This is a genomic window from Microbacterium sp. LWH10-1.2, from assembly GCF_038397765.1.
Classification (GTDB): Bacteria; Actinomycetota; Actinomycetes; order Actinomycetales; family Microbacteriaceae; genus Microbacterium; species Microbacterium natoriense.
In genome coordinates, this window is record NZ_CP151638.1 from 1,006,365 (window position 1) to 1,026,298 (window position 19,934).

Genomic DNA, 19,934 nt, shown 5'->3' on the forward strand with positions numbered 1-19,934 from the left:
GGGCCGACTCGGGGTGATTACGCTCGTCGTCCCCTATCCAGTCCGTGCTGGTTTGCCGGATCTTCACACGTGCCGGACACAGACTTCGGCCGATCACCACCGTCCGGCGAGTGTCCGGTATCGCCTCGGTGAGACACCAAGATGCTGCTGGAATACACGGGCTGCGTAGCTCCGGCTGTTCCAGCCGACCTCACGTGCTGCGTGCTGCACGCTCACGTCCGTGGTGCGGAGCAAGAGCGCCATGCGCTCGATTCGCAACACTGTTAGGTATGCGAGTGGCGTTCTTCCATACGCTTCGACGAAGACGCGGCTGAGTTGCGCCGGAGAGAGGTGAACTTCGCGTGCCAGGTTCACCAGAGTCCATCGATGCGAAGGTGAGGCGCGAAGCGTTGCCGCGGCCACGCGAGCCTCCTCGCGAAGCGGAACGGGTCGGCGCGCGTTTCGCTCCCCGAGTGCTGGCGCATGTCGTTGCGTGGGCGTCAACCGACTCGTGGTTACGCGAATCTGCGGCGTGACGACATCCAGAACCTCAGAGAGGAGAGCCTGGGCTCGGTAGAAGAGTGGCTCGCGGGCGGGCTGACAGAGATTGACAAGCTCATCGAGACGCGGCGCGAGGAGTGCCCCTGTCCCTTCGTCAAAGTGCAGAATCTGGGTGGGCTCGGCATAGAAGTCCGCGAGCAACTGCGATGCATCGAGACGATCGACGACTTGCCCGGCGTACTGCCAGAACACTTGGTCTACAACGTAATCGCGATTGAGATACAGAACAGTCGCGGTGAGGCTACTCATTGGCCGGGTGCCGCAGAGCGTGTTGGCGCCCAAGATCACCAGGTCTCCCCGTTCGAGCCGGCGTTCGCCGAACTCGCTGTGGAAGACTGCTGATCCCTCGTGAATGAATGCGAAGCGAACCCAGTCGTACGCAATGGGCGGAACGATGCTGGTTAGCACATGGCGAAGCGCGTGGATCGGCGTACGGCGATGCTCACGAGTAGGAGGAAGCGGGTCGAGAAGTGGATGACTCGCCTCCTCCTGCACTTGTGCTTGAGGCAGATCCAACGTGGCTAGACGTTCAGCTCTCGGCGCTGACGTATCCGCCCGTGCTCATCTAGTTCGAGGATCGTCTCGACGCCGATCCGCTCCAGGAAGGCGAAGTCGTGGCTGACGATCAGTAGTGCGCCGCGGTACGCGTCGAGGGCTTCGGCGAGTTGTTCGACGCTGGTGATGTCGAGGTTGTTCGTTGGTTCGTCCATGATCAGCAGCTGGGCGGGAGGGGCGGCCAGGAGCAGTCGCGCGAGGGAGACTCGGAACCGTTCGCCGCCGGAGAGCGTGCGCACCGGGCGGTCGGCGCTGTCGCCGCGCAGGAGCAGTCGGGCGAGCTGGTTCCGGATCGTGCCGGCCGGTGTCTCGGGCGCGACGGCTCGTACGTTCTCGATTGCGCTGGCGTCGTCGTCCAATCCGTCGAGTCGCTGGGGGAGGAAGCCGACGAGGTCGGTGACCAACCGGCCGTGGGGGCGCCCGGGAACCGGGTCGGTCCGTCGGAGGAGCTGTTCGATCAGGGTTGACTTCCCGGTACCGTTCGCGCCGATGAGCGCGACGCGTTCGGGGCCCTGGATGACGATGGTCCGCCCTTCGTCCTCGATCTCCGCCAGGCGTCGACCGCGAGGGACGTCAGGGTCGGGCAGGACGAGGTGGATGTGCTCGTCGTCGCGGACTCGCGCGTCGGCCGCGTCGACGGCGGCCTGCGCGGCCTGGACCTTGTCGTCGAGGGTCGACCGCAGCGATCCGGCGGATGCCTGTGCCTTGCTGGCCCGGTTTCCGGCGAGGATCTTGGGGATACCGCCGTCCTTCTGGGTCTTCTTGCCGGTTCGTTCGCGTCGGGCGAGCTTCGTCTCAGCTTCGACGCGTTGCTTCTTCTCCACCTTCAGCGCCTGCTGAGCGGAGCGTGCGGCCTGCACCGCGGCGGCCTGCTCCTGCTCCTGATGCTCCTTCCACGCGCTGTATGGCCCGCCGAACGTATCCAGCCTTCCGCCATAGAGCTCGGCGGTGTTGTCCATATGTTCAAGTAGTTCGAGGTCGTGGCTGACGACGACGAGGGTGCCCGGCCACTGGTCCAGGATGTCGGCCAGCTTCTCCCGTGTTGCGCGGTCGAGGTTGTTGGTGGGCTCGTCGAGCAGGGTGATCGGCGTGAGGAGAAGGCGCAGACCGGTGATCGCGATGAGCATCCCTTCCCCGCCGGAAACCTCGGCGATCCGTCGGTCAAGATCTGCGGCGGAGAACCCGATCTGGTGCAGGGCTTCGTCGGCGCGGGATTCGATGTCCCAGTCGTCGCCGATCGCGTCGAAATGGTGTTGGTCGATGTCGCCGGACTCGATCGCTCTCATCGCGTCGAGGATCGGCTGGATGCCGAGCAGATCGGCGATGGTCGTGTCTCGCTGAAGCGTGAGAGTCTGCGGCAGGTAGCCGACCTCGCCGCTGGTATCGATGTGGCCGGAGGCCGGCTGCAGTTCGCCGGCGATGAGGCGGAGCAGGGTGGATTTGCCGGCGCCGTTGCGGCCGATCAGCCCGGTTCGGCCCGTGCTGAAGGTGCCATTGACGTGGTCGAGGGCAGTGGTGCCGTCGGACCACTCGAAGGTCAGATCGCGCAGGGTGATGGCGGATTTCGTAGACATTACTGTGCTTCTCTTTCTCTGCCGTCAACCGCCGGCGGGCGTGACGGGAATCAGTTCTTTGTCGATGGGGGCAGACGCCGCTGAGGGCTGGGTGAGGTACTTCGCGTGGAGCTGGCCGCAGGCCGCATCGATGCCGGTGCCGAATTGGCGCCGCCTTGTCGCGTGGATGCCACGAGCGGTCAGTTCGTGCACGAACTCGTCCACACGGTTCGACGAGGGCGCGTGATACTCGGGAACGGCGCCGGCGGCCTCGTTGTAGCGGATGACGCTGACGTGGAACAGCTCCGGCCGGGAGCGCTTGTGTATCAGTTCTGCGAGTGCCGCGATATGGTCGTCGCTATCGTTGACGCCGGCGATCAGCAGATAGGCGAGATACACCTTTCTGTGGCTCGTGGCGACGTGCCGGTCGAGGATGTCGAGGTTCCGTGCGAGCGGGAACCGCTCCTCGAGCGGGATGATCTGCTCCCGCTGGTCCGGGAACGGCGAGTGCACCGAGAGCGTGATCGTCACTTGCGGGTGCTCGTTCACCAGACGTTCCAGGTTCGGGGCGAACCCGACCGTCGACATCGTGATCCGGCGCGCCGACATGCCGGCATACGCCTGAGCGGTCAGTAAGGTCAGCGCGTCGAACACGTGCGGGTTGGCGAGCGCCTCACCCATGCCCATGAAGGCCACGCTTGCAGGCCGTTTCAGGCCCGCTCGCGTCCACCGCGGGTGCATCACCTGCGCGACGATCTCGTCCGCCGTGAGGTTGCGAATCAGCCCGACCGCACCGGTCGCGCAGAACGTGCAACCCAGGCCGCAACCTGCCTGCGACGAGATGCACATCGAATCCCATCCGGCCCGATAGTGCGAGACGACGGTCTCGATGCGCGCGCCACTGTCCGAGGCGAACAACACCTTCTCGACCTGTTCATCGCGCTGCGCCTCCAGCGCCGTGAGCGGGTGCAGCCGTGGACCGAACCGCTCGGCGAGGTCGTCACGTAGCCGCGCCGGGAGCGCGTGGACGTCGGCGAAGGTCTCGGCGGTCGAAGCTTGCCAGGCGGTGATGAGCTGCCGGAACCGGAACGCCGGCTCGCCGGCGTGGGCGAGGTGATCGCGGATGCGCATCCAACGGCTCCTCGTAGTCAGGACGGCGTTCATGTGTCACCGCCCGTCGGGGGCAAGACCTCACGGCCTCGGTAGAAGCCGCAGTGCTGGCATGCACGGTGTGGCGGCGTGGCCTTTCCGCAGGCGGGATTGGTGCAGGTGGTGAGCGCGGGCGCGGTCGCCTTCCAGTGAGCGCGGCGATGATGCGTGCGGGAACGTGACTTGCGGTGCTGCATGGCGGTGTCTTTCGTGTGCAGGTTGCGGGCGCCAGCGGAGCTGGCAGGACAACCGACAACGGACCGTGCAGATGCATCGAGAGGGGTCGCGCCGGTGGGCGGCATGAGACCCATCCGATGACGATGAGCCATTGCTCGAATGTCACGGAGAAGACTGATGCGCTCCGAACAGGCGGACTACGCGTTCGCACTGGTGCACTCGGGACCGAAGTCGGTGCGATGCGAACATGCCGGTGACGACCGCACAGGTGTCAACGTCCCAGATCGGGACGGACGATACACGTGCGTGCGTTGAGAAACGATCGTTCACTGATGCGGATGACGTCCGCACGGGTGACAGCCACCGGCAGTTCGGTGGCTAGGCTCTGTCGACCTCAATCGTTCCCATGAACCCCACTCTACCAGCCGCGCTGTGTGTGACCACAACGCACGACAATGCGCCCCGCGCAGAGCGACGGGGCGCATTGACCGGGCAAGGGAAAAGTCACCGCGCCTGGAAGGGGACGGCGACGTTTTTCTTCAGGGACGACGCGGCGAGGGGGAGGATCGCAGCGAGAATCTTCTTGCCAAGGGCTGTGGGTGTCCGAGTGAGTTCGACGTCTACCTTGGTTCCGCCGTCGACCGGGGAGAACTGGAAGGTCCAGCCGCCGCCGGGGCCGAACACCTTCGACTCGAGCGTCGTGATCTGGACGCGTCCCGTGTTCGTGTCCCATTCGTAGCGGGCGCGTTCCCACGCCGCGGCGGTGCCCTCGGTGACTTCTGCCCAGTTCTGCCCGATCGAGTGGACCTGGAGATGCTCAGCGTCGATGGTGGGCCAGGCATCGGCTCGGGCTGGTCCGAAGTCGGTGAGTACCTTCAGTGCGTCTTCGGGCGTGAGCGGCGAGGTGAGGGAGAAGCGGACCGTGGTCATGAGGGGGCCTTTCGGAAAGTAACTGTTTAGAACGGTGACGACTATGACACAGCGTTGAGTTACCTGTCAAGACGGTGACGCATATGCGGGCAGACGTGACCGGGCATCCCCGGGCGTTGATGTGGTGTCAGGCGTCGGTGTTCGCGCGCTGGCGTGCGCGGTAGGCCTGGGCCTTCATGCGGCTCCCGCAGGTCGCCATGGAGCACCATTCGCGACGGTGGCCGCGTGAGTGGTCGAGGTAGATCTGGGTGCACTCGGGCCGTCCGCACTCGCGCAGGAGCGCGGATTGCTCGCCGCCGAGGATCTCGACGGCCTGTCTCGCCAGGTCGCAGAGCGCCTGTCCCGCGGTTCCGGTGCGCGACCATCCGTCTGCGGCCAGGACCGGACGCAGCGGTGCCCCGGAGGTGGCGGCGTTGACGACGGCGATCGCATCCTCGGGGAGCGGTCGCTCGTGAAGCCGGGCCCAGGCGAGCGCGTAGATCGCCTCGCGCAGCTCGAGCGCCGACGCGAGGTCGCGCTCGTCGGGATCGACGCCGTCGGGCATCAGCTCTGACTCGACGAACCAAGCGTCGAGATCGGAGACGGTCGCGAGCTTCTCTGTGGGCTCATCGTTTCGGCGTGCGCGCAGCGTGCCGACGAAGTCGAGGGCGAGGGTCCCGCACGGGAAGGCGTGTCGCATGTCACCACTCTAACCGGTTCTCGATAGGAAGGGCCGGAACATCGTCACCATCTTGACAGGTGACGGGACGGTGTGTCAGAGTCGTCACCAGTTAAAACAGTGACGGCGCCGGTCGGTGGCAGGCGCTCGACGAACAGAAGGAGTGAAAGATCATGGAGCTCAAGTTTGAGATCGCCGTCATCCCCGTCGCGGACGTGGATCGGGCCAAGGACTTCTATGTCGGCATCGGCTTCCGTCTCGACGCCGACTTCTCGACCGAGCGCGGTCTGCGAGTCGTTCAGGTGACCCCTCCGGGTTCGGAGGCGTCCATCATCTTCGGCGACAAGCTGACGACCGCGGAGCCGGGCTCGTCGCAGGGGCTGCACCTGGTCACGTCCGACATCGAGGCGGCCAGGAGCGAGCTGATCGCCGCGGGCGCGGAGGTCAGCGAGATCTGGCACGACGCCGACGGGATCTTCCACTGGGCGGGGGAGGTGAACCGGGTGCCGGGACCGCACCCGGATGTCGACAGCTACGGGACCTTCGCTTCCTTCACAGACCCGGACGGCAACGACTGGACGATCCAGCAGGTCGTCACCCGCGCGCCCGGGCGCTGATCGATCAACACGGACAAGGACGAGGAGAAGACGATGTCGAAGCTCACCGCTCAGGACCAGGCGGCTCTCGCCCGGTATCTGAACATCCTGCGCGATGCCGGGCCTGGGATGGACTCGCGGCTCGTCGACGCCTTCGAGAAGCTCACTCCGGCGCAGCTCGACGCGCTCGTCGAGCTGACCTTGGAGGAGGAGGCCACGGTCACGACCGAGGAACGCACGGCGCCGGCGGCGACCAGGGCGAGCACCTCCTCGTCGAAGAACGCAGTCGCTGGTCCGGGTGCGGCGCGCATCGACGCGCCGCACGCGGAGCAGCCGCAGGAGAAGGGCCGCGGCCGGTGGTGCGCGTGGTTCGGGGACAGCTGGACCTGGGCATGGGTCCTGCTGCTCCTGGAATGAACCGATCCACGAAAGGGAAACACTCATGAGCGTTCTTCTCCTCGGTCTTCTCGGAGGCCTCATCACCGGCATCTCACCCTGTGTCCTCCCGGTGCTTCCCGTGGTATTCCTCACTGCCGGTGCGGGCGCATCACGGCCGGGTGACGCGCCCGAGGTCATTCAGGCGGCACGCAGCCGACCGTATTGGGTGATCGGAGGACTGCTGGTCAGCTTCACCTTCGTCACCCTCGCCGGGTCGTCACTACTCGCACTGCTTCCGATCCCGCAGGACACGATCCGGTGGATCGGCATCGCCGCTCTGCTGCTGATCGGACTCGGGCTCCTGGTCCCGCCCGTGCAGCGCGTGATCGAACGGCCCTTCCAGCGCCTGCTGCGACGCGCGCCGGAGAACACAGGCAACGGCTTCGGAACGGGACTCGCCCTCGGCGCGGTCTTCGTCCCGTGCGCGGGCCCCGTCCTCGCAGCGATCATCGTGGCCGGTGCGACCGGCACGATCGGCGCGGACACCGCCCTGCTCGCGCTGTCCTTCGCCGTCGGCGTCGCGATCCCGCTGCTGGCATTTGCCATCGCGGGCAACCGCGTCGCGCAGCGCGTCCGCGGATTCCGGCGCCGCGAGCGCGGCATCCGCGCCCTCGCCGGCGTCGCGACCATCCTCTTCGCCGGCGCCCTCATCGTCGACGCCCCGCAGGCACTGCAGAGCATCATCCCCGACTACACGGCGAGCATCCAGAAGTCGCTCATCGGCGACGCCGGCCAGACATCCCCGGAGGGGGAGTCCCTCAGCGGATGCCTGAGCGGCGCCGCCGAACTGCAGAACTGCGGCCCGGCGCCGGAGATCACCGGCATCACCACCTGGCTGAACACCCCGGGCGGCGAACCCCTGACCGCAGAAACTATCGCGGGCACGGTCACCATCGTCGACTTCTGGACGTTCGACTGCATCAACTGCCGCCGCGCGATCCCGCACGTCGCCGCCTGGTACGACGCCTATCATGACGCCGGTCTGCAGACCATCGGGGTGCACTCGCCCGAGTACCCCTTCGAAAGAGAGGTCGCGGGGGTCAAGAGCGCCGCCGCCGACCTCGGCATCCACTACCCGATCGCCGTCGACAACGACTTCACGACCTGGGACAGCTTCTCCAACAGCTACTGGCCCGCGCTGTATCTCATCGACGCCCAGGGGCAGGTCCGCCACGTCGCATACGGCGAAGGCGCCTACGACGAGACGGAAGAACTCATCCGCGAACTGCTCGTCCACGCAGACCCCGACGTCGACCTCCCGCCGCGCACCGACGTCCCCGACCTCACCGCAACCTGGTGGTGAGAGCCGAAGAGCCGGCCTCGCGAGCGCCAACGACCGTCACATCATCCGTCGCAAAGAACCGAATCCCGAACAAGGAGAACTCCATGAACCGTAGAGAGACCGACGTGGTCGTCATCGGCGCCGGCCCGGTCGGAGAGAACGTCGCCGACCGTGTCGTCCAGGGCGGGTTGGAGGCCATCATCATCGAGGCCGAGCTGGTCGGCGGGGAATGCTCGTATTGGGCATGCGACCCGTCCAAGGCGCTTCTGCGGCCGGGACAGGTGCTCGAGGCTGCGCGTGCTGTGCCCGGCGTCGCCTCCGCCATCACCGGGAAGCTTGACGTCGCCGCAGTCTTCGCGCGACGTGACGCGATCACCGACGGATGGTCGGATGCCGGTCAGGTCGCATGGCTGGACAGCGCCGGGATCGAGCTGGTGCGCGGTCGCGGCCGCCTCAGCGGCGAGCGCGAGGTCACCGTGACCGACGCCGACGGCGAGCAGACAGTGATCACCGCGCGGCACGCCGTCGCCGTCTCCACCGGATCCGTGGCAGCCATTCCCGACATCCCGGGCCTGGCCGAGGCGAAGCCCTGGTCGAGCCGCGACGCGACCAGCGCCCACGAGGTGCCGCCCCGTCTCGCCGTGATCGGCGGCGGCGTGGTCGCGACCGAGATGGCGACCGCATTCGCGAGCTTCGGAAGCGAGGTGACCATCCTCGCCCGCCACGGCCTCCTCGGAGGAATGGAAGACTTCGCCGGAACCATGCTCGTCGAGAACTTCCGTGCGAACGGCATCACCGTCCACACCGACACCTCCATCTCCCGCGTCGATCGCGACGGTGACCAGGTGGTGATCCAGACGAGTGCGGGGGAGATCATCGCGGACGAGGTCCTCGTCGCCACAGGCCGCGCCGCAGCGACATCCGACCTCGGACTCGACAACGTCGGCCTGACGCCGGGCGCCTGGCTGGACGTCGACGACACGCTGCGCGTGCACGGCTTCGACTGGCTCTACGGGGTCGGCGACGTCAACCATCGCGCACTCCTCACCCACCAGGGCAAGTACCAGGCCCGCGCCGCGGGCGACGTGATCGTCGCACGCGCAACCGGCCGAAGGGTGTCGGATGCCGCATGGGGTGCGCACGTCGCCACAGCCGACCATCTCGCCGTCCCGCAGGTGGTGTTCACCTCACCCGAGGTCGCATCCGTCGGCCTCACCGCCGCGCAGGCCACCACCCGCGGCCTCGACGTCCGCGTCATCGACTACGAACTTGGCCACATCGCCGGCGCGAGCCTGCAACGCGAGCACTACCAGGGTCGAGCGCGCGCCATCATCGACGAGACCCGACAGGTCATCGTCGGAGCCACCTTCGTCGGCCCCGACGTCGCCGAGCTCGTGCAAGCGGCGACCATGGCGATCGTCGGAGAGATCCCCCTCAACCGACTCTGGCACGCCGTCCCCGCCTTCCCCACCGTGAGCGAGGTGTGGCTCCGCTTCCTTGAGGTATACGGACGACCGCAAGTGGAAGCTTGAGTAGTTCTCGAGTCATCGGCGCCGGATCACGAGCGAACTTCGTTCTCGAAGAACGTCCTCGACAACACTGGTGCTCGGACCGCGCTCGTCCAGGACCACCATCGAGCCGCCCGAACCGCCACGCCTCTTGCAGATCGAGGGCGCTGCGCGTTCCGGCGTGTCGCATCTGATGCGACCGGCCGCTTCCGCTCACCTCTCGAGTGAGCGGAAGGAGGCGGCCTGGGTGACGGTCTCGATGCGCGTGATGAGCGCGGGCGACGGGTACAAGTATCTGCTGCGCACCGTCGCGGCCGGCGACGGCGACCGCTCGCTCTCCACCCCGCTGACGCGCTACTACAACGCCGAGGGCACCCCGCCGGGTCGCTGGCTCGGCGCCGGAGTCGCCACGCTCGGCGGCGGACGGATCAGCGTGGCCGATCAGGTCTCCGAAGCCCAGCTCCAGCTCCTGGTCGGCATGGGCCGCGACCCCATCACCGGGGAACCGCTCGGCCGCGCGTACCCCGAGTACCGGAGCGTGGCCGAGCGGGTCGAGGCGCGCACCGGGGCACTCGATCCATCGATCGGGCCAGCATCACGCGCAGAAGCGGTCGCAGCCATCGAAACGGAGGAAGCCGAGCGCGGGACGCGGCGGGCAGTTGCGGGGTTCGACTTCACGTTCTCGATCCCGAAGTCCGCCAGCGTGCTCTGGGCGGTCGCGGATGCCGGAACGCAGGCATTGATCGCGGACGCGCACCACGCGGCGATTGCGGAGGTGATTGCGTTCATGGAGCGAGAGGTTGCAGCCACCCGCACGGGCGCAACCGGCCGCGACGGCGCGGTTGCACAGGTCGACGTCCGCGGCCTGATCGCCACGGCGTTCGATCACTACGACAGCCGGGCAGGCGACCCCCACGTGCACACGCACGTCGTCATCAGCAACAAGGTGCAGACCGTCCTCGACGGCAAATGGCGGTCGCTGGACGGGCGACCGATGCACGCCGCCGTTGTCGCCCTCTCCGAACTGCACGAGGCCGTCTTCGCTGACCACCTCACCCGGATGCTCGGCGTCTCGTGGGAGGCCCGCAACATGGGCCGCGACCGGAACCCCGCATGGGCGATCACCAGCGTGCCGGAGGCTCTGGTCAAGGAGTTCTCCACCCGTGCCCGGCACATCGACGCCGAGACCGATCGCCTCATCGAGCGCTACGTCGAGACGCATGGGCGGCGGCCGTCGCCGGCGACGATCATGAAGCTCCGCGCTCAGGCCACGCTCTCCACTCGGCCGGAGAAGGAGGTGCGGTCGCTGGCCGACCTCACCGCCTCGTGGCGGGAACGGGCCGGGCGGGTGCTCGGGGAGGATGCGACCTCGTGGGCGCGCGGCGTGACGGCGAACGAGGAGCCGTTGCTGCTGCGCGCCGACGACGTGCCTTTGGACGTGATCGACTCGCTCGGGGTAGACGTCGTGGCTACGGTCGGTGAGAAGCGCTCCACTTGGCATCGCTGGAACCTCACCGCCGAGGCCGCTCGGCAGACCATGGCCTACCGGTTCGCGTCGACCGAGGGTCGCGAAGCCGTCGTCGGAATGGTCGTTGACGCTGCCGAGGCGGCCTCGCTGCGCCTGACCCCGCCGGAGCTCGCATCCAGCCCGGCGGAGTTCCGCCGACCGGACGGCACGAGTGTGTTCCGTCCGAAGCACTCCGTACTGTTCTCCTCCGAGGTGCTGCTGGCCACTGAAGACCGCCTCCTCGAGCGCTCCCGCACCACCACGGCGCCGACCGTTCCGCTGACCACCGTCGAACGAATCACGAAACGCCCCGACAGCAAGGGGCGGATGCTCGGTGACGACCAGGCAGCCGCGCTGACGAAGATCGCGCTCTCAGGCCGGATGGTCGATGTACTGGTCGGCCCAGCCGGTGCGGGGAAGACCACGGCGATGTCGGCGTTACGGCGGGCATGGGAGCACGAGCACGGGCACGGCAGCGTGGTCGGGCTCGCGCCGTCCGCAGCCGCCGCGCAGGTCCTGGCCGATGACCTCGGCATCCCCACCGAGAACACGGCCAAGTGGCTCGACGCCCACGACCGCACCGGCGAGACGTTCCGCAAGGGACAGCTCGTCATCGTCGACGAGGCGTCCCTGGCGGGCACGCTCTCCCTCGACCGCATCACCACCCAGGCGGCCGAGGCCGGGGCGAAGGTGCTGCTGGTCGGAGATCACGCCCAGCTCCAGTCCGTCACCGCCGGAGGCGCGTTCTCCCTCCTAGTTCACGACCGCGACGACGCTCCGGAACTGGTCGACGTGCACCGGTTCGTCAACCCGTGGGAGAAGACCGCATCCCTCGCCCTGCGGTACGGCCGCACCGACATCATCGACACCTACATCGAGCACGGCCGCGTGATCGGCGGCGAGACGGAGGAGATGATCGACGCCGCCTACACCGCCTGGCGTACGGACACCCTCGCCGGGCGAGCCAGCGTCCTCGTGACCGACTCCAACGAGTCTGTCCAAGCGCTCAACAACAGGGCGCGGGCTGATCTGATCCTCGACGGCACCGTGAACGCCCGCCGCGAGGTCGAACTACACGACGGCACGAGAGCCGCGACCGGGGACACGGTCATCACCCGCCGCAACGACCGCCGCCTGCGCGCGGGCCGGTCCTGGGTCCGCAACGGCGACAGATGGACGGTCACCGAGGTCCGCGACGACGGCGCCCTCACACTCCGCCGCGCAAGCAAACGATGGGGCGCGTCGGTCGTGGTCCCGGCCAAGTACGCGGCCGAACATCTCGACCTCGGCTACGCCGTCACCTCCTACCGGGCGCAGGGCATCACGGTCGACTCCTCACACGTCCTGGCGGATGCGTCGATGACCAGAGAGACGTTCTACGTCGCCATGACCCGTGGCCGCGAAGAGAACATCGCCTACGTCGCTGTCGATAAGCCCGACCCTGCCCACGATGGCCCGCACCCCGGCGACAACACCGGAGCGACGGCCCGCTCGGTGCTGTTCGGAGTGCTGCGGCACGTCGGCGCCGAGCTGTCGGCGCACGAGACGATCACCGTCGAGCAGGACGCCTGGGCCTCGATCGCGCAGCTCGCCGCAGAGTACGAGACCCTGGCCGCTGCCGCACAACACGACCGCTGGGCCGCGCTCATCCGATCGTCGGGGCTCAGCGAAGACGACGCAGACGACACAATCGCTTCACCAGCGTTCGGCGCATTGACCGCCGAGCTGCGGCGGGCCGAGGCGAACCAGCACGACGTCGAGGCCCTGCTGCCGCGCCTCGTGGGAGCACGCGGGGTCGGGGACGCCGATGACATCGCGGCCGTCCTGCACTACCGCGTCGCTATGGCGACTGCCCGCCCTGGAGGGTCCGGTCGCGCGCGGAAGGCACCACGTTTGATTGCAGGCCTCATCCCTGAAGTCACCAGCGCCATGCCGTCCGAGATGCGGCGGGCGCTGGCGGAGCGGCGCGACCTCATCGAGACCCGGACCGATGCGCTCCTCGACACCGCGCTCACGGAGAAGCACGGGTGGATCACAAGACTCGGCGTCCAGCCGAAACAGGCACGAGCGGCCCAAGCATGGCGGAACGCGGCTCGCACCATCGCTGCCTACCGTGACCGCTACGGCATCACCGGGCCTGCACCCCTCGGGGCACCCGCCGAGGTCGAGACGCAGAAGCTTGACGCCGCCCGCGCCCGTGCCGCGCTCGACCGGGCACTGAACCTCGCCCACCCCGAACAGCCAGAGCAGGAACGCGCTCGGCGCACCGGGCCGCAGCGCGTCAGGCCGTCGTTGTAATGGCCCGGCTACTCTGTTCGATCTGGTGGTTGGATCATCCGTACGTTCGAGACGCCGCCCTGGTTCACGCAGTCCTGAGCGAGGTCGTGAACGCGCCAGTAGAAGTCAAGATCGGCAGCCGCCGCGTTCACGGTGCTCTCGACAGGTATGTAGCGGTGCAACGGCGTGGAGACACCGCCGTAGGAGTGACCGAAGTTGTCCACAGTCAGGATCATCAGGGGCTCCGAACCGGTCCACTCGATCCCAACGCGCACGTCGTACTCGTCGTTGCCCGTCGCGTCGGCGGTCGCCCGGATGAGAGCCATCAGGTCTGCGACGCCGCACTCGACCGCGTCTGACTGGACCTGCGATCCCTCGAAGTACCCGTCACTACTCATGCGATGGCCGCCGACTGCGGCTGCGAGCGTAACTGATCCGTCGTGGCGGAGGCTCGCCCATGCTTCCCTCCACAGTGATCGGTCGCCCGTGGCGGTGTTGACGGCGACCCAGCGACGCAACCCCGGTCGCGGATTGTGCCGGTCGACGTTTTCCAGCGGGTGCACCCCGCCACGTCCGGCGTAGAGCAAGGCGAAGCCTTCCGCCTTAGTCAGCACGTCGCGCGCGCCGTCGCGCGTCAGGCGGTTGTGGAGTCGAGGGACGCGCGGGTGGGCGACAGCGACCAACCAGGCGCGTTCGCTCGTGGCGCGCCCGCCCGCGGTCTCGGCATACAGGTTGTCGAGCGCTTCGCCGGCGTGGCGGCGTTCATCGAAGCGGGCTCGGTACATCGTCTCGATCTGGCGTTCCTTCATCCATACGGTGTCGGAGTCGTTGCGCACCGGAGCGCCGAAGTAGTCGTTGCGGTAGATCAGGTGCGGCCCGTCGACGCTTACCGGCACTTCCACGACGACGGCGCGGGCCCCCTCGACTCCGAGACGGTGCATGTTGAGGCCGAAGACAGGCGGGGAGATCGCGGTGATCGCCGCGGAGCGCAGGGATCGTTCGTACGCTTCATCAAACTCTCCGACGTCGACCCGCTCTGTCGCGGCCTTCTGCGACTCGCGTACTCCGAACACGATGACACCGCCGCCGCTGTTCGCCATCGCTGCAACGTCCTTGGGGAAGTCCGTTTGCGATAGGCCCTTCGCCGGCGGCAGCTCTGACTTCCAGTCCAGATCGTTCGTCTCCACGACTCCGCTGCTCACCGCCGCATCCAGCAGCTCGTCCGTCAGCGGTCCAGGAGCGACCCCGAGGGCGCGATGTAGAGCGGTGAAAGTCATGACCCCAGCGTAGGGATCACCCGCGACAACTGGCGGTGACGCCGACCGGAGGTCGCCTACAGCGCGCGCCCCTCCCGGTGAGCGGACGGGGTGATGGCCGACTCACGTGCGAGTGCCTTCCCGCTCACGCCTGCGGGCGGGTCGAGGAGCGCCGTGACGTCTATGGCATCGGTGATGAGTGACGCGATGCCTTCGCGCAGAAGCCGGTGCGTCCCAGCACTGGAAACGCTGGTCACCGGGCCGGGCACGGCGCCGACCGGACGGCCGAGCTGCGCGGCGCGAGCGGCGACGTTGAGGGAGCCGGAGCGGTAGCCGGCCTCCACGATGACGGTCGCACCGGAGAGGGCACCGAGGATGCGATTGCGGGCGAGGAACCGCCACTTGGTCGGCGCGGAACCGGGCGGCATCTCGCTAGCGAGCAGCCCGAGGTCTCCGACTCGTTCCAGCAGCGCCCGGTTGCCGGACGGGTAGAGCCGATCCAAGCCGCCGACCATCACAGCGAGGGTCTGCCCGCCAGCGGCCAACGCGGCTCGGTGTGCGGCGGCATCGATGCCGTAGGCGCCGCCGGCCACGATGACCCGCTCGGCATGCGTCAAATCGGAGGCGAGCTCGCCCGCGACATGCTCGCCGTAGCTCGTGGCAGCGCGGGCTCCGGTGATCGTCACTCGATCGCTCAGCGGAGCGGTGAGGAACGAGGTCGCACCGCGCACCCACAGGGCAGTCGGGGCACGCTCGCCCAGGTCATTCAGAGCTGTCGGCCAGTCGCTGTCGCCCGGGATGAGGATGCGCAGCCCGAGACGGTCGCTCTCCAACAGTGCCTGCGTGACCGCGTGGACATCCATTCGTGGGGCAACCTTATGGCGCCACAGCCCGGCCTCGACCGCATCGACCTTCTTCGGGAACGCGCCGGTGCCAGTTGCCAGGCGGACAGTCTCGGCGACGCCGACCGCAGCGATGAGTCGGCCGGTCACCGCATCGTCTGGCTCCAAGGTCGCCGCCAGAGCTACCCGTGCGGCGCGCTCGTCCGTGGAGAGAGAAGTGATCGTGACCATGCCGGCTCCCGTCCGTGTGCCAGACAGGTGTGCGAGTGTCACCCGAACGAGCGGGGGCAACTCTTACGGATGTCGCCGGTGGGTCGTACCCTGGGAGCGAGGCAGATTCCTCCTTGATCTGGCGTCCTCGCGGACAGGCCCTCAGGCCACTCTCTACGCACTGTCTCGTCACCTGACCGTGCCACGAGAGGACAACGCCATGATCCGCCTGCTCTGGGCGCTCGGCGCCCACGCCCGCCACTACCTGCGGCGCTACATGCCCACCAACATCGCGCTCGACGCGATCCGTACTCGCCGCGGCCTGAAATGGGGCATCCCCGTGATGCTCCTCGCCGTACCGTACTTCCTCGCCGCGAACTACTGCCTCACGCTGATCGAGGAGGGCGGCCCCGGGTGGCTGAACCTCCTCGTGCTCGTGTTCTGCTGGAACGCGCTCAAATTCCTCGCGATCGGCCCGATCAGCGTCATCCTGATCGTGCGCATCCGCATTCGGGAAGCCTTCGCAGGCCGAGGCGCGCGCCGCCAGCGAGAGGCGTTGGAGTCAGCCGAGTCCGCAACAGCAGGCACGGTTGAGGGACGGAACCACGACGGAAAAGACCTAGCCCTAACGACGAGGTTGACGGGACACTGAATACGCTCCGCGAGGCAAAGCTCACCTGTCGGAGCGTCCCAGTAGAGTGTGACCATATCCTCTACATCAACTCAGGGAGCTGCGATGAGTACCTCAGAATCTTTATTCGGGATGCTCGCCGTCAGCGGGCAACGTCCGGAGCCTGAGCCGCGCCCTCGACCCGCGCCCTCGACACTTACGGCTACGATCGAGACCTCCGATCACGGGTTCGGATACGTTCCGACGATTATCTCCAGTGTTGGCTGATGTCGCTTCGACCTGCCCGGCGATCACTGTTCGTCGAGCTCGCTCGCTCGTCGCCGATCAGAGCGGAGCGAATGCGCGGCACGGCGACGCTCACCGAGTCCATCGAAACGTCCGATTCTGACGAGTCAGTTGCTCCTCTCGTCTTGACCTCTCGCCAGTAACCTTGGCTCTTGAAGCACCGATCATCATCGGACATCGAGAAGACCCGCACGTTGTAGTAGTTGCAGATGCGCTTGTGGCGCGTGGCCACGGACCGTTCATAGTCGATCTGGAGTCGATCATGGATGATGGCGACGGTTCGGGACTCGTGATCGGCGACACCGGTTGCGTCGTGAACGCGGAGGGAGAGTCGATCGACCTCGATCGTCCCCGCGCCGGATGGTTGCGGCGTTTTCACCGTGCTGATTGGGGCCTCGGGGTTGAAACCGGTTCGGTGGAGGCTCTGGAACTGGGCACGTGGCACTCGGCCTACTCATGGCTGATAGATGCGGCCAACGTCAGCTGGGTTACAGAACCGCGTGCGCTTAGAGGCGCTGAGTCGAAACTCACCCAGTGGCGGACGGCGCGGACACTTGGTGTCCCTTACCCTCGAACGCTGGTAACCACGAGCAGAAGCGCCGTCGTGGCTGCCTTCTCCGGGGAGGTGGTGGTCAAGCCACTCGGGACCGGTCAGTTCGTTGCCGACGGCGACGTCAAGACCGTGTACGCGGAACCAATGATGCCGGACGATGATCGCTTGCGCGCCTTGAGTTCTGCGCCCTTCATCATCCAAGAACGCCTGCATGCATCTAGGCACCTCCGCGTGGTGACCGTTGGAGATCGCGTATGGGCGGCCGCTCTGGACGTGCAAGCGAGCGCTCCAGCAGATTGGCGACAGAGTTCGGCTAATCACTCGGATTTCAAAGAAGTCAACGATGTGTCGCCGATTGTTCGGGATGGGGCTGTAGCGGTCGCGCGAGAGCTGGGGTTGGGTTACACAAGTCAAGACTGGATTCAGGAGCCTGATGGCGAGACGTTCCTCATCGATGTGAATCCGGCTGGACAGTGGCTCTTCTTGCCTCGCGTGATTGGTGACGCCGTCGCCGAAGCGATCGCAGATCTATTACTCGTGACCTCATGAGTATGGCGGAGCTTCGTGACGAAGCGCGGATGGTCGCAAGCACAGTAGCTGGACTCCTCTTCGGTAGAACCGTGTGGCTACCGGAAGAGGAGGCGCCCGACACGAAGTGGATTGACGGGACCCACAAGCGAAACATCACCGTCATTCGCGATATCTATCAAGATCGTTTGAAATCCGAATCGGAAGGCGTCGAATCTGTGCGGCGCCGTGCTGAGTTCGCGCTCACCGCGATTGTCGCTGCGGTAGGGCTCAGCGCAGGTGCTTTCGAGCGACTTTGGGCTGTCACTCCGGACTCTCCCTGGCCGCTCATCATCTGGACTATTGGTGTTCTAATCGTCGTCCTTTCTATCTTGATCTTCGGGGGCGTCGCGGTATCGAAGAAGGTTCTAGGCGTCGTGGACGTCAAAGAATTCGCCCACCTCAAGGACGGACAGCGCGAGGAGCTTCGTCAGTACGTCTGGGCAGCGTACGTGACGTCAAGGACACGTCGCGCGATGGTCACGGTCTTCCGTGATGGGTTCCTGATCGCGTTGCTTGGGTTGGCATTGCTCGCAGTCGCTCACGCCGTATCGTGGGCAGTTCCGCTGGATGACACTCCCGCGCCCGTAGTCGTCAACATCATTAGTCCTTCTCCCACTCCATAAATGGACGTCGAAGTGACTACGTTCACAGGGTTTTGGGTCCTAGAAGGTGCTGGTCGGTGCCAGGAACCCGCTTCAAGTGTCAGAGGTGACATGTGACGACCTGTATCGACGGGTGGGCTGTCTGCGAAGATGGCGAACGGCGGACCTTCTGGGGGCGTGGGGTCGGACGCATCGCCCGATCTGCGTGACCCGTCCGTCCCGCAACAGCGGTTGCGTCCCTCGTCTCTAGAAGCCCCCGGACGGCATCGCCGCGTGTCATAGCCTTTGAGACTGGAGGGATGAACGAAGAACAACGGTCCAACCCTCACGGTCTCGAACCGCTCCTGAACATCGACGAACTCGCCGGCTACCTCGGCGTGCCCGTCTCCACTATCTACGACTGGCGTACCAACGGCAAAGGCCCCCGCGCCTACCGCTTCGGCAAGCGCATCATGTTCGGTATCACCGACATCCGCGCCTGGATGGACACCATGCGCGAGCCCGCCGCCCCTACCGGGGCCGCCACTTTTCCGGGAGCGGGGGAGGGCGCACGTGGGTAGGCCCCGCACGCCGATCGGCACCTTCGGAGTCATCGCCACCAGTGCCCAGTCGAACGGCAACCACGTGGCCCGCGCTCGGTACCGAGACTGGGACGGCAACAACCGGCTCGTTCAGGCCACTGGTCCCTCACGAGCTGCCGCGGAGCGCAAGCTCAAGCAGAAGCTCGCCGAACGCTCCCTCCACCAGCCCGGTTTCAACGGCATGAGCGCCGACAGCTCGTTCCCGGAGCTCGTCACCTACTGGCTGGAAGACATGGAGATCGAAGACCGCCTCTCACGAACCACAAGGAACCTCTACGAGCGCGACATGCGCGCCCTCGTCCTCCCCGCGTTCAAAGACCTCACACTCCGGGAGATCGGGGTCGCCCGCTGCGACTACTTCCTCAAGCAACTCGCCAAGCGCAGCTACAGCCGCGCCAAGCACGCCCGCGTCGTCCTCCGACTCGCACTCGCGCTCGCGGTCCGTCACGAGATCCTGCCTCGCAACCCGATGGATCACGTCTCCCGGCTCCACCGGAAGAAGACCATCCCCGACGCGTTCACGATCGGCGAGGTGCAGGACATCCGGGCGGCGATCAAGGCTTGGGAGTCCCGGCGGGTTCTGGCGGGTCCGAGGCCGGATCGGCAGCTCGGGCAGATCGTCGAGGTCATGCTCGGTACCTCTGCGCGCATCGGCGAGGTCCTCGCCATCCGACTCCAGGATCTCGATCTTGATGGCCCGATCCCGACAGCGAGGATCGCCGGGACGATCATCAGCCGCAAGGGTGAGCCGACCCACCGGCAGGATCATCCGAAGACGGATCGCTCGGTTCGCCGCGTCGCACTGCCGTCGTTCGCGCTGCAGGCGATCCGCTCACGCCTGCTGCGTAGCGGCGACACCGAAGCGGGTGACCTCCTGTTCAGCACGCGGGTCGGGACGCCGCACACGACGAACAACATCCGCCGGCTCCTGCGCGACGTGATGGACGAGGCCGGGATCGAGAACGTCACCCCGCACCGCTTCCGCCGCACCGTCGCCACTGTCGTCAACGACGCGCAAGGCGCGCTTCTCGCCTCCGAGCTCCTCGGGCACACCGACCCGCGGATCACGATGCAGCACTACATCCAGCGCAACGAGACCGTGAACCCCGTCACGGCGCAGCTGCTTGACGAGGTATTTACCCGAGCAAGCTGAGCGTGGATCGACAGCGCCGTGTACTTGGGTCAACTGATCTGCGGCAGATCGTTGCTCTTGGAGGCATGCCGAGAACTTCCG

General features: G+C 66.7%; 18 protein-coding genes. 10 read left to right on the plus strand and 8 right to left on the minus strand.

All coding sequences use genetic code 11. The features are described from left to right. Nucleotides 1-93: 93 nt before the first annotated feature. The 6 genes from MRBLWH10_RS04775 to MRBLWH10_RS04800 all read right to left on the minus strand — a co-directional run bounded on the left by MRBLWH10_RS04775 (nt 94) and on the right by MRBLWH10_RS04800 (nt 5,583). Nucleotides 94-1,056 carry a helix-turn-helix transcriptional regulator gene (locus tag MRBLWH10_RS04775; protein WP_341941822.1) on the minus strand — a complete coding sequence of 321 codons (963 nt, stop codon included), beginning with the start codon at nt 1,054-1,056 and terminating at the stop codon, nt 94-96. Between the two features lie 5 nt (nt 1,057-1,061). Then, on the minus strand, nt 1,062-2,669 hold the full coding sequence (locus MRBLWH10_RS04780; protein ID WP_341941823.1) for an ABC-F family ATP-binding cassette domain-containing protein: 1,608 nt from the start codon (nt 2,667-2,669) through the stop codon (nt 1,062-1,064). A 24-nt stretch (nt 2,670-2,693) separates the two neighbouring features. After that, on the minus strand, nt 2,694-3,779 hold the full coding sequence (locus MRBLWH10_RS04785; protein ID WP_341941824.1) for a radical SAM protein: 1,086 nt from the start codon (nt 3,777-3,779) through the stop codon (nt 2,694-2,696). Between the two features lie 29 nt (nt 3,780-3,808). Continuing rightward, nucleotides 3,809-4,126: a 50S ribosomal protein L32 gene (rpmF, locus tag MRBLWH10_RS04790; protein ID WP_341941825.1), complete on the minus strand. Its 318-nt coding sequence runs from the start codon at nt 4,124-4,126 to the stop codon at nt 3,809-3,811. 352 nt (nt 4,127-4,478) lie between these two features. Continuing rightward, complete coding sequence (locus MRBLWH10_RS04795) at nt 4,479-4,904, minus strand: hypothetical protein (RefSeq protein WP_341941826.1); 426 nt, start codon at nt 4,902-4,904, stop codon at nt 4,479-4,481. 127 nt (nt 4,905-5,031) lie between these two features. Next, on the minus strand, nt 5,032-5,583 hold the full coding sequence (locus MRBLWH10_RS04800) for an ABATE domain-containing protein (RefSeq protein ID WP_341941827.1): 552 nt from the start codon (nt 5,581-5,583) through the stop codon (nt 5,032-5,034). Nucleotides 5,584-5,735: 152 nt separating this feature from the next. Here MRBLWH10_RS04800 and MRBLWH10_RS04805 point away from each other — a divergent pair, with 152 nt between their 5' ends. The 5 genes from MRBLWH10_RS04805 (at nt 5,736) to mobF (ending at nt 13,191) form a co-directional block, all read left to right on the plus strand. Beyond that, a complete protein-coding gene (locus MRBLWH10_RS04805) occupies nt 5,736-6,179 on the plus strand; it encodes a VOC family protein (protein ID WP_341941828.1) in 444 nt (147 codons plus the stop codon). A 33-nt stretch (nt 6,180-6,212) separates the two neighbouring features. Beyond that, nucleotides 6,213-6,575 (plus strand): hypothetical protein, encoded by a 363-nt coding sequence (locus MRBLWH10_RS04810; protein ID WP_341941829.1) that lies wholly within the window; start codon nt 6,213-6,215, stop codon nt 6,573-6,575. 25 nt (nt 6,576-6,600) lie between these two features. Further along, nucleotides 6,601-7,899 carry a cytochrome c biogenesis protein/redoxin gene (locus tag MRBLWH10_RS04815; RefSeq protein ID WP_341941830.1) on the plus strand — a complete coding sequence of 433 codons (1,299 nt, stop codon included), beginning with the start codon at nt 6,601-6,603 and terminating at the stop codon, nt 7,897-7,899. A gap of 83 nt (nt 7,900-7,982) precedes the next feature. Beyond that, nucleotides 7,983-9,410, plus strand: coding sequence for an NAD(P)/FAD-dependent oxidoreductase (locus MRBLWH10_RS04820; protein WP_341941831.1), 1,428 nt, complete (start codon nt 7,983-7,985; stop codon nt 9,408-9,410). A 235-nt stretch (nt 9,411-9,645) separates the two neighbouring features. Further along, nucleotides 9,646-13,191, plus strand: coding sequence for a MobF family relaxase (gene mobF, locus MRBLWH10_RS04825; RefSeq protein ID WP_341942564.1), 3,546 nt, complete (start codon nt 9,646-9,648; stop codon nt 13,189-13,191). Between the two features lie 8 nt (nt 13,192-13,199). On the opposite strand, the gene MRBLWH10_RS04830 is transcribed toward mobF, so the two are convergent. Both MRBLWH10_RS04830 and dprA read right to left on the minus strand, forming a co-directional pair. Then, nucleotides 13,200-14,447, minus strand: coding sequence for an ATP-binding protein (locus tag MRBLWH10_RS04830; protein ID WP_341941832.1), 1,248 nt, complete (start codon nt 14,445-14,447; stop codon nt 13,200-13,202). A 56-nt stretch (nt 14,448-14,503) separates the two neighbouring features. Continuing rightward, nucleotides 14,504-15,499: a DNA-processing protein DprA gene (dprA, locus tag MRBLWH10_RS04835; protein WP_341941833.1), complete on the minus strand. Its 996-nt coding sequence runs from the start codon at nt 15,497-15,499 to the stop codon at nt 14,504-14,506. Between the two features lie 199 nt (nt 15,500-15,698). Here dprA and MRBLWH10_RS04840 point away from each other — a divergent pair, with 199 nt between their 5' ends. From MRBLWH10_RS04840 to MRBLWH10_RS04860, 5 genes are all read left to right on the plus strand, one after another. Beyond that, nucleotides 15,699-16,130, plus strand: coding sequence for a sulfate permease (locus MRBLWH10_RS04840; RefSeq protein ID WP_341941834.1), 432 nt, complete (start codon nt 15,699-15,701; stop codon nt 16,128-16,130). 526 nt (nt 16,131-16,656) lie between these two features. After that, the gene (locus tag MRBLWH10_RS04845) at nt 16,657-17,496 is read left to right on the plus strand and encodes a hypothetical protein (RefSeq protein ID WP_341941835.1); all 840 of its coding nucleotides are present in this window, start codon (nt 16,657-16,659) and stop codon (nt 17,494-17,496) included. Then, on the plus strand, nt 17,493-18,140 hold the full coding sequence (locus MRBLWH10_RS04850) for a hypothetical protein (protein WP_341941836.1): 648 nt from the start codon (nt 17,493-17,495) through the stop codon (nt 18,138-18,140). The genes MRBLWH10_RS04845 and MRBLWH10_RS04850 overlap by 4 nt, the downstream gene beginning before the upstream one ends. Nucleotides 18,141-18,418: 278 nt before the next feature. Further along, nucleotides 18,419-18,679 carry a helix-turn-helix domain-containing protein gene (locus MRBLWH10_RS04855; RefSeq protein ID WP_341941837.1) on the plus strand — a complete coding sequence of 87 codons (261 nt, stop codon included), beginning with the start codon at nt 18,419-18,421 and terminating at the stop codon, nt 18,677-18,679. Continuing rightward, nucleotides 18,672-19,853: a tyrosine-type recombinase/integrase gene (locus MRBLWH10_RS04860; RefSeq protein WP_341941838.1), complete on the plus strand. Its 1,182-nt coding sequence runs from the start codon at nt 18,672-18,674 to the stop codon at nt 19,851-19,853. The genes MRBLWH10_RS04855 and MRBLWH10_RS04860 overlap by 8 nt, the downstream gene beginning before the upstream one ends. The last annotated feature ends 81 nt before the right edge of the window (nt 19,854-19,934 follow it).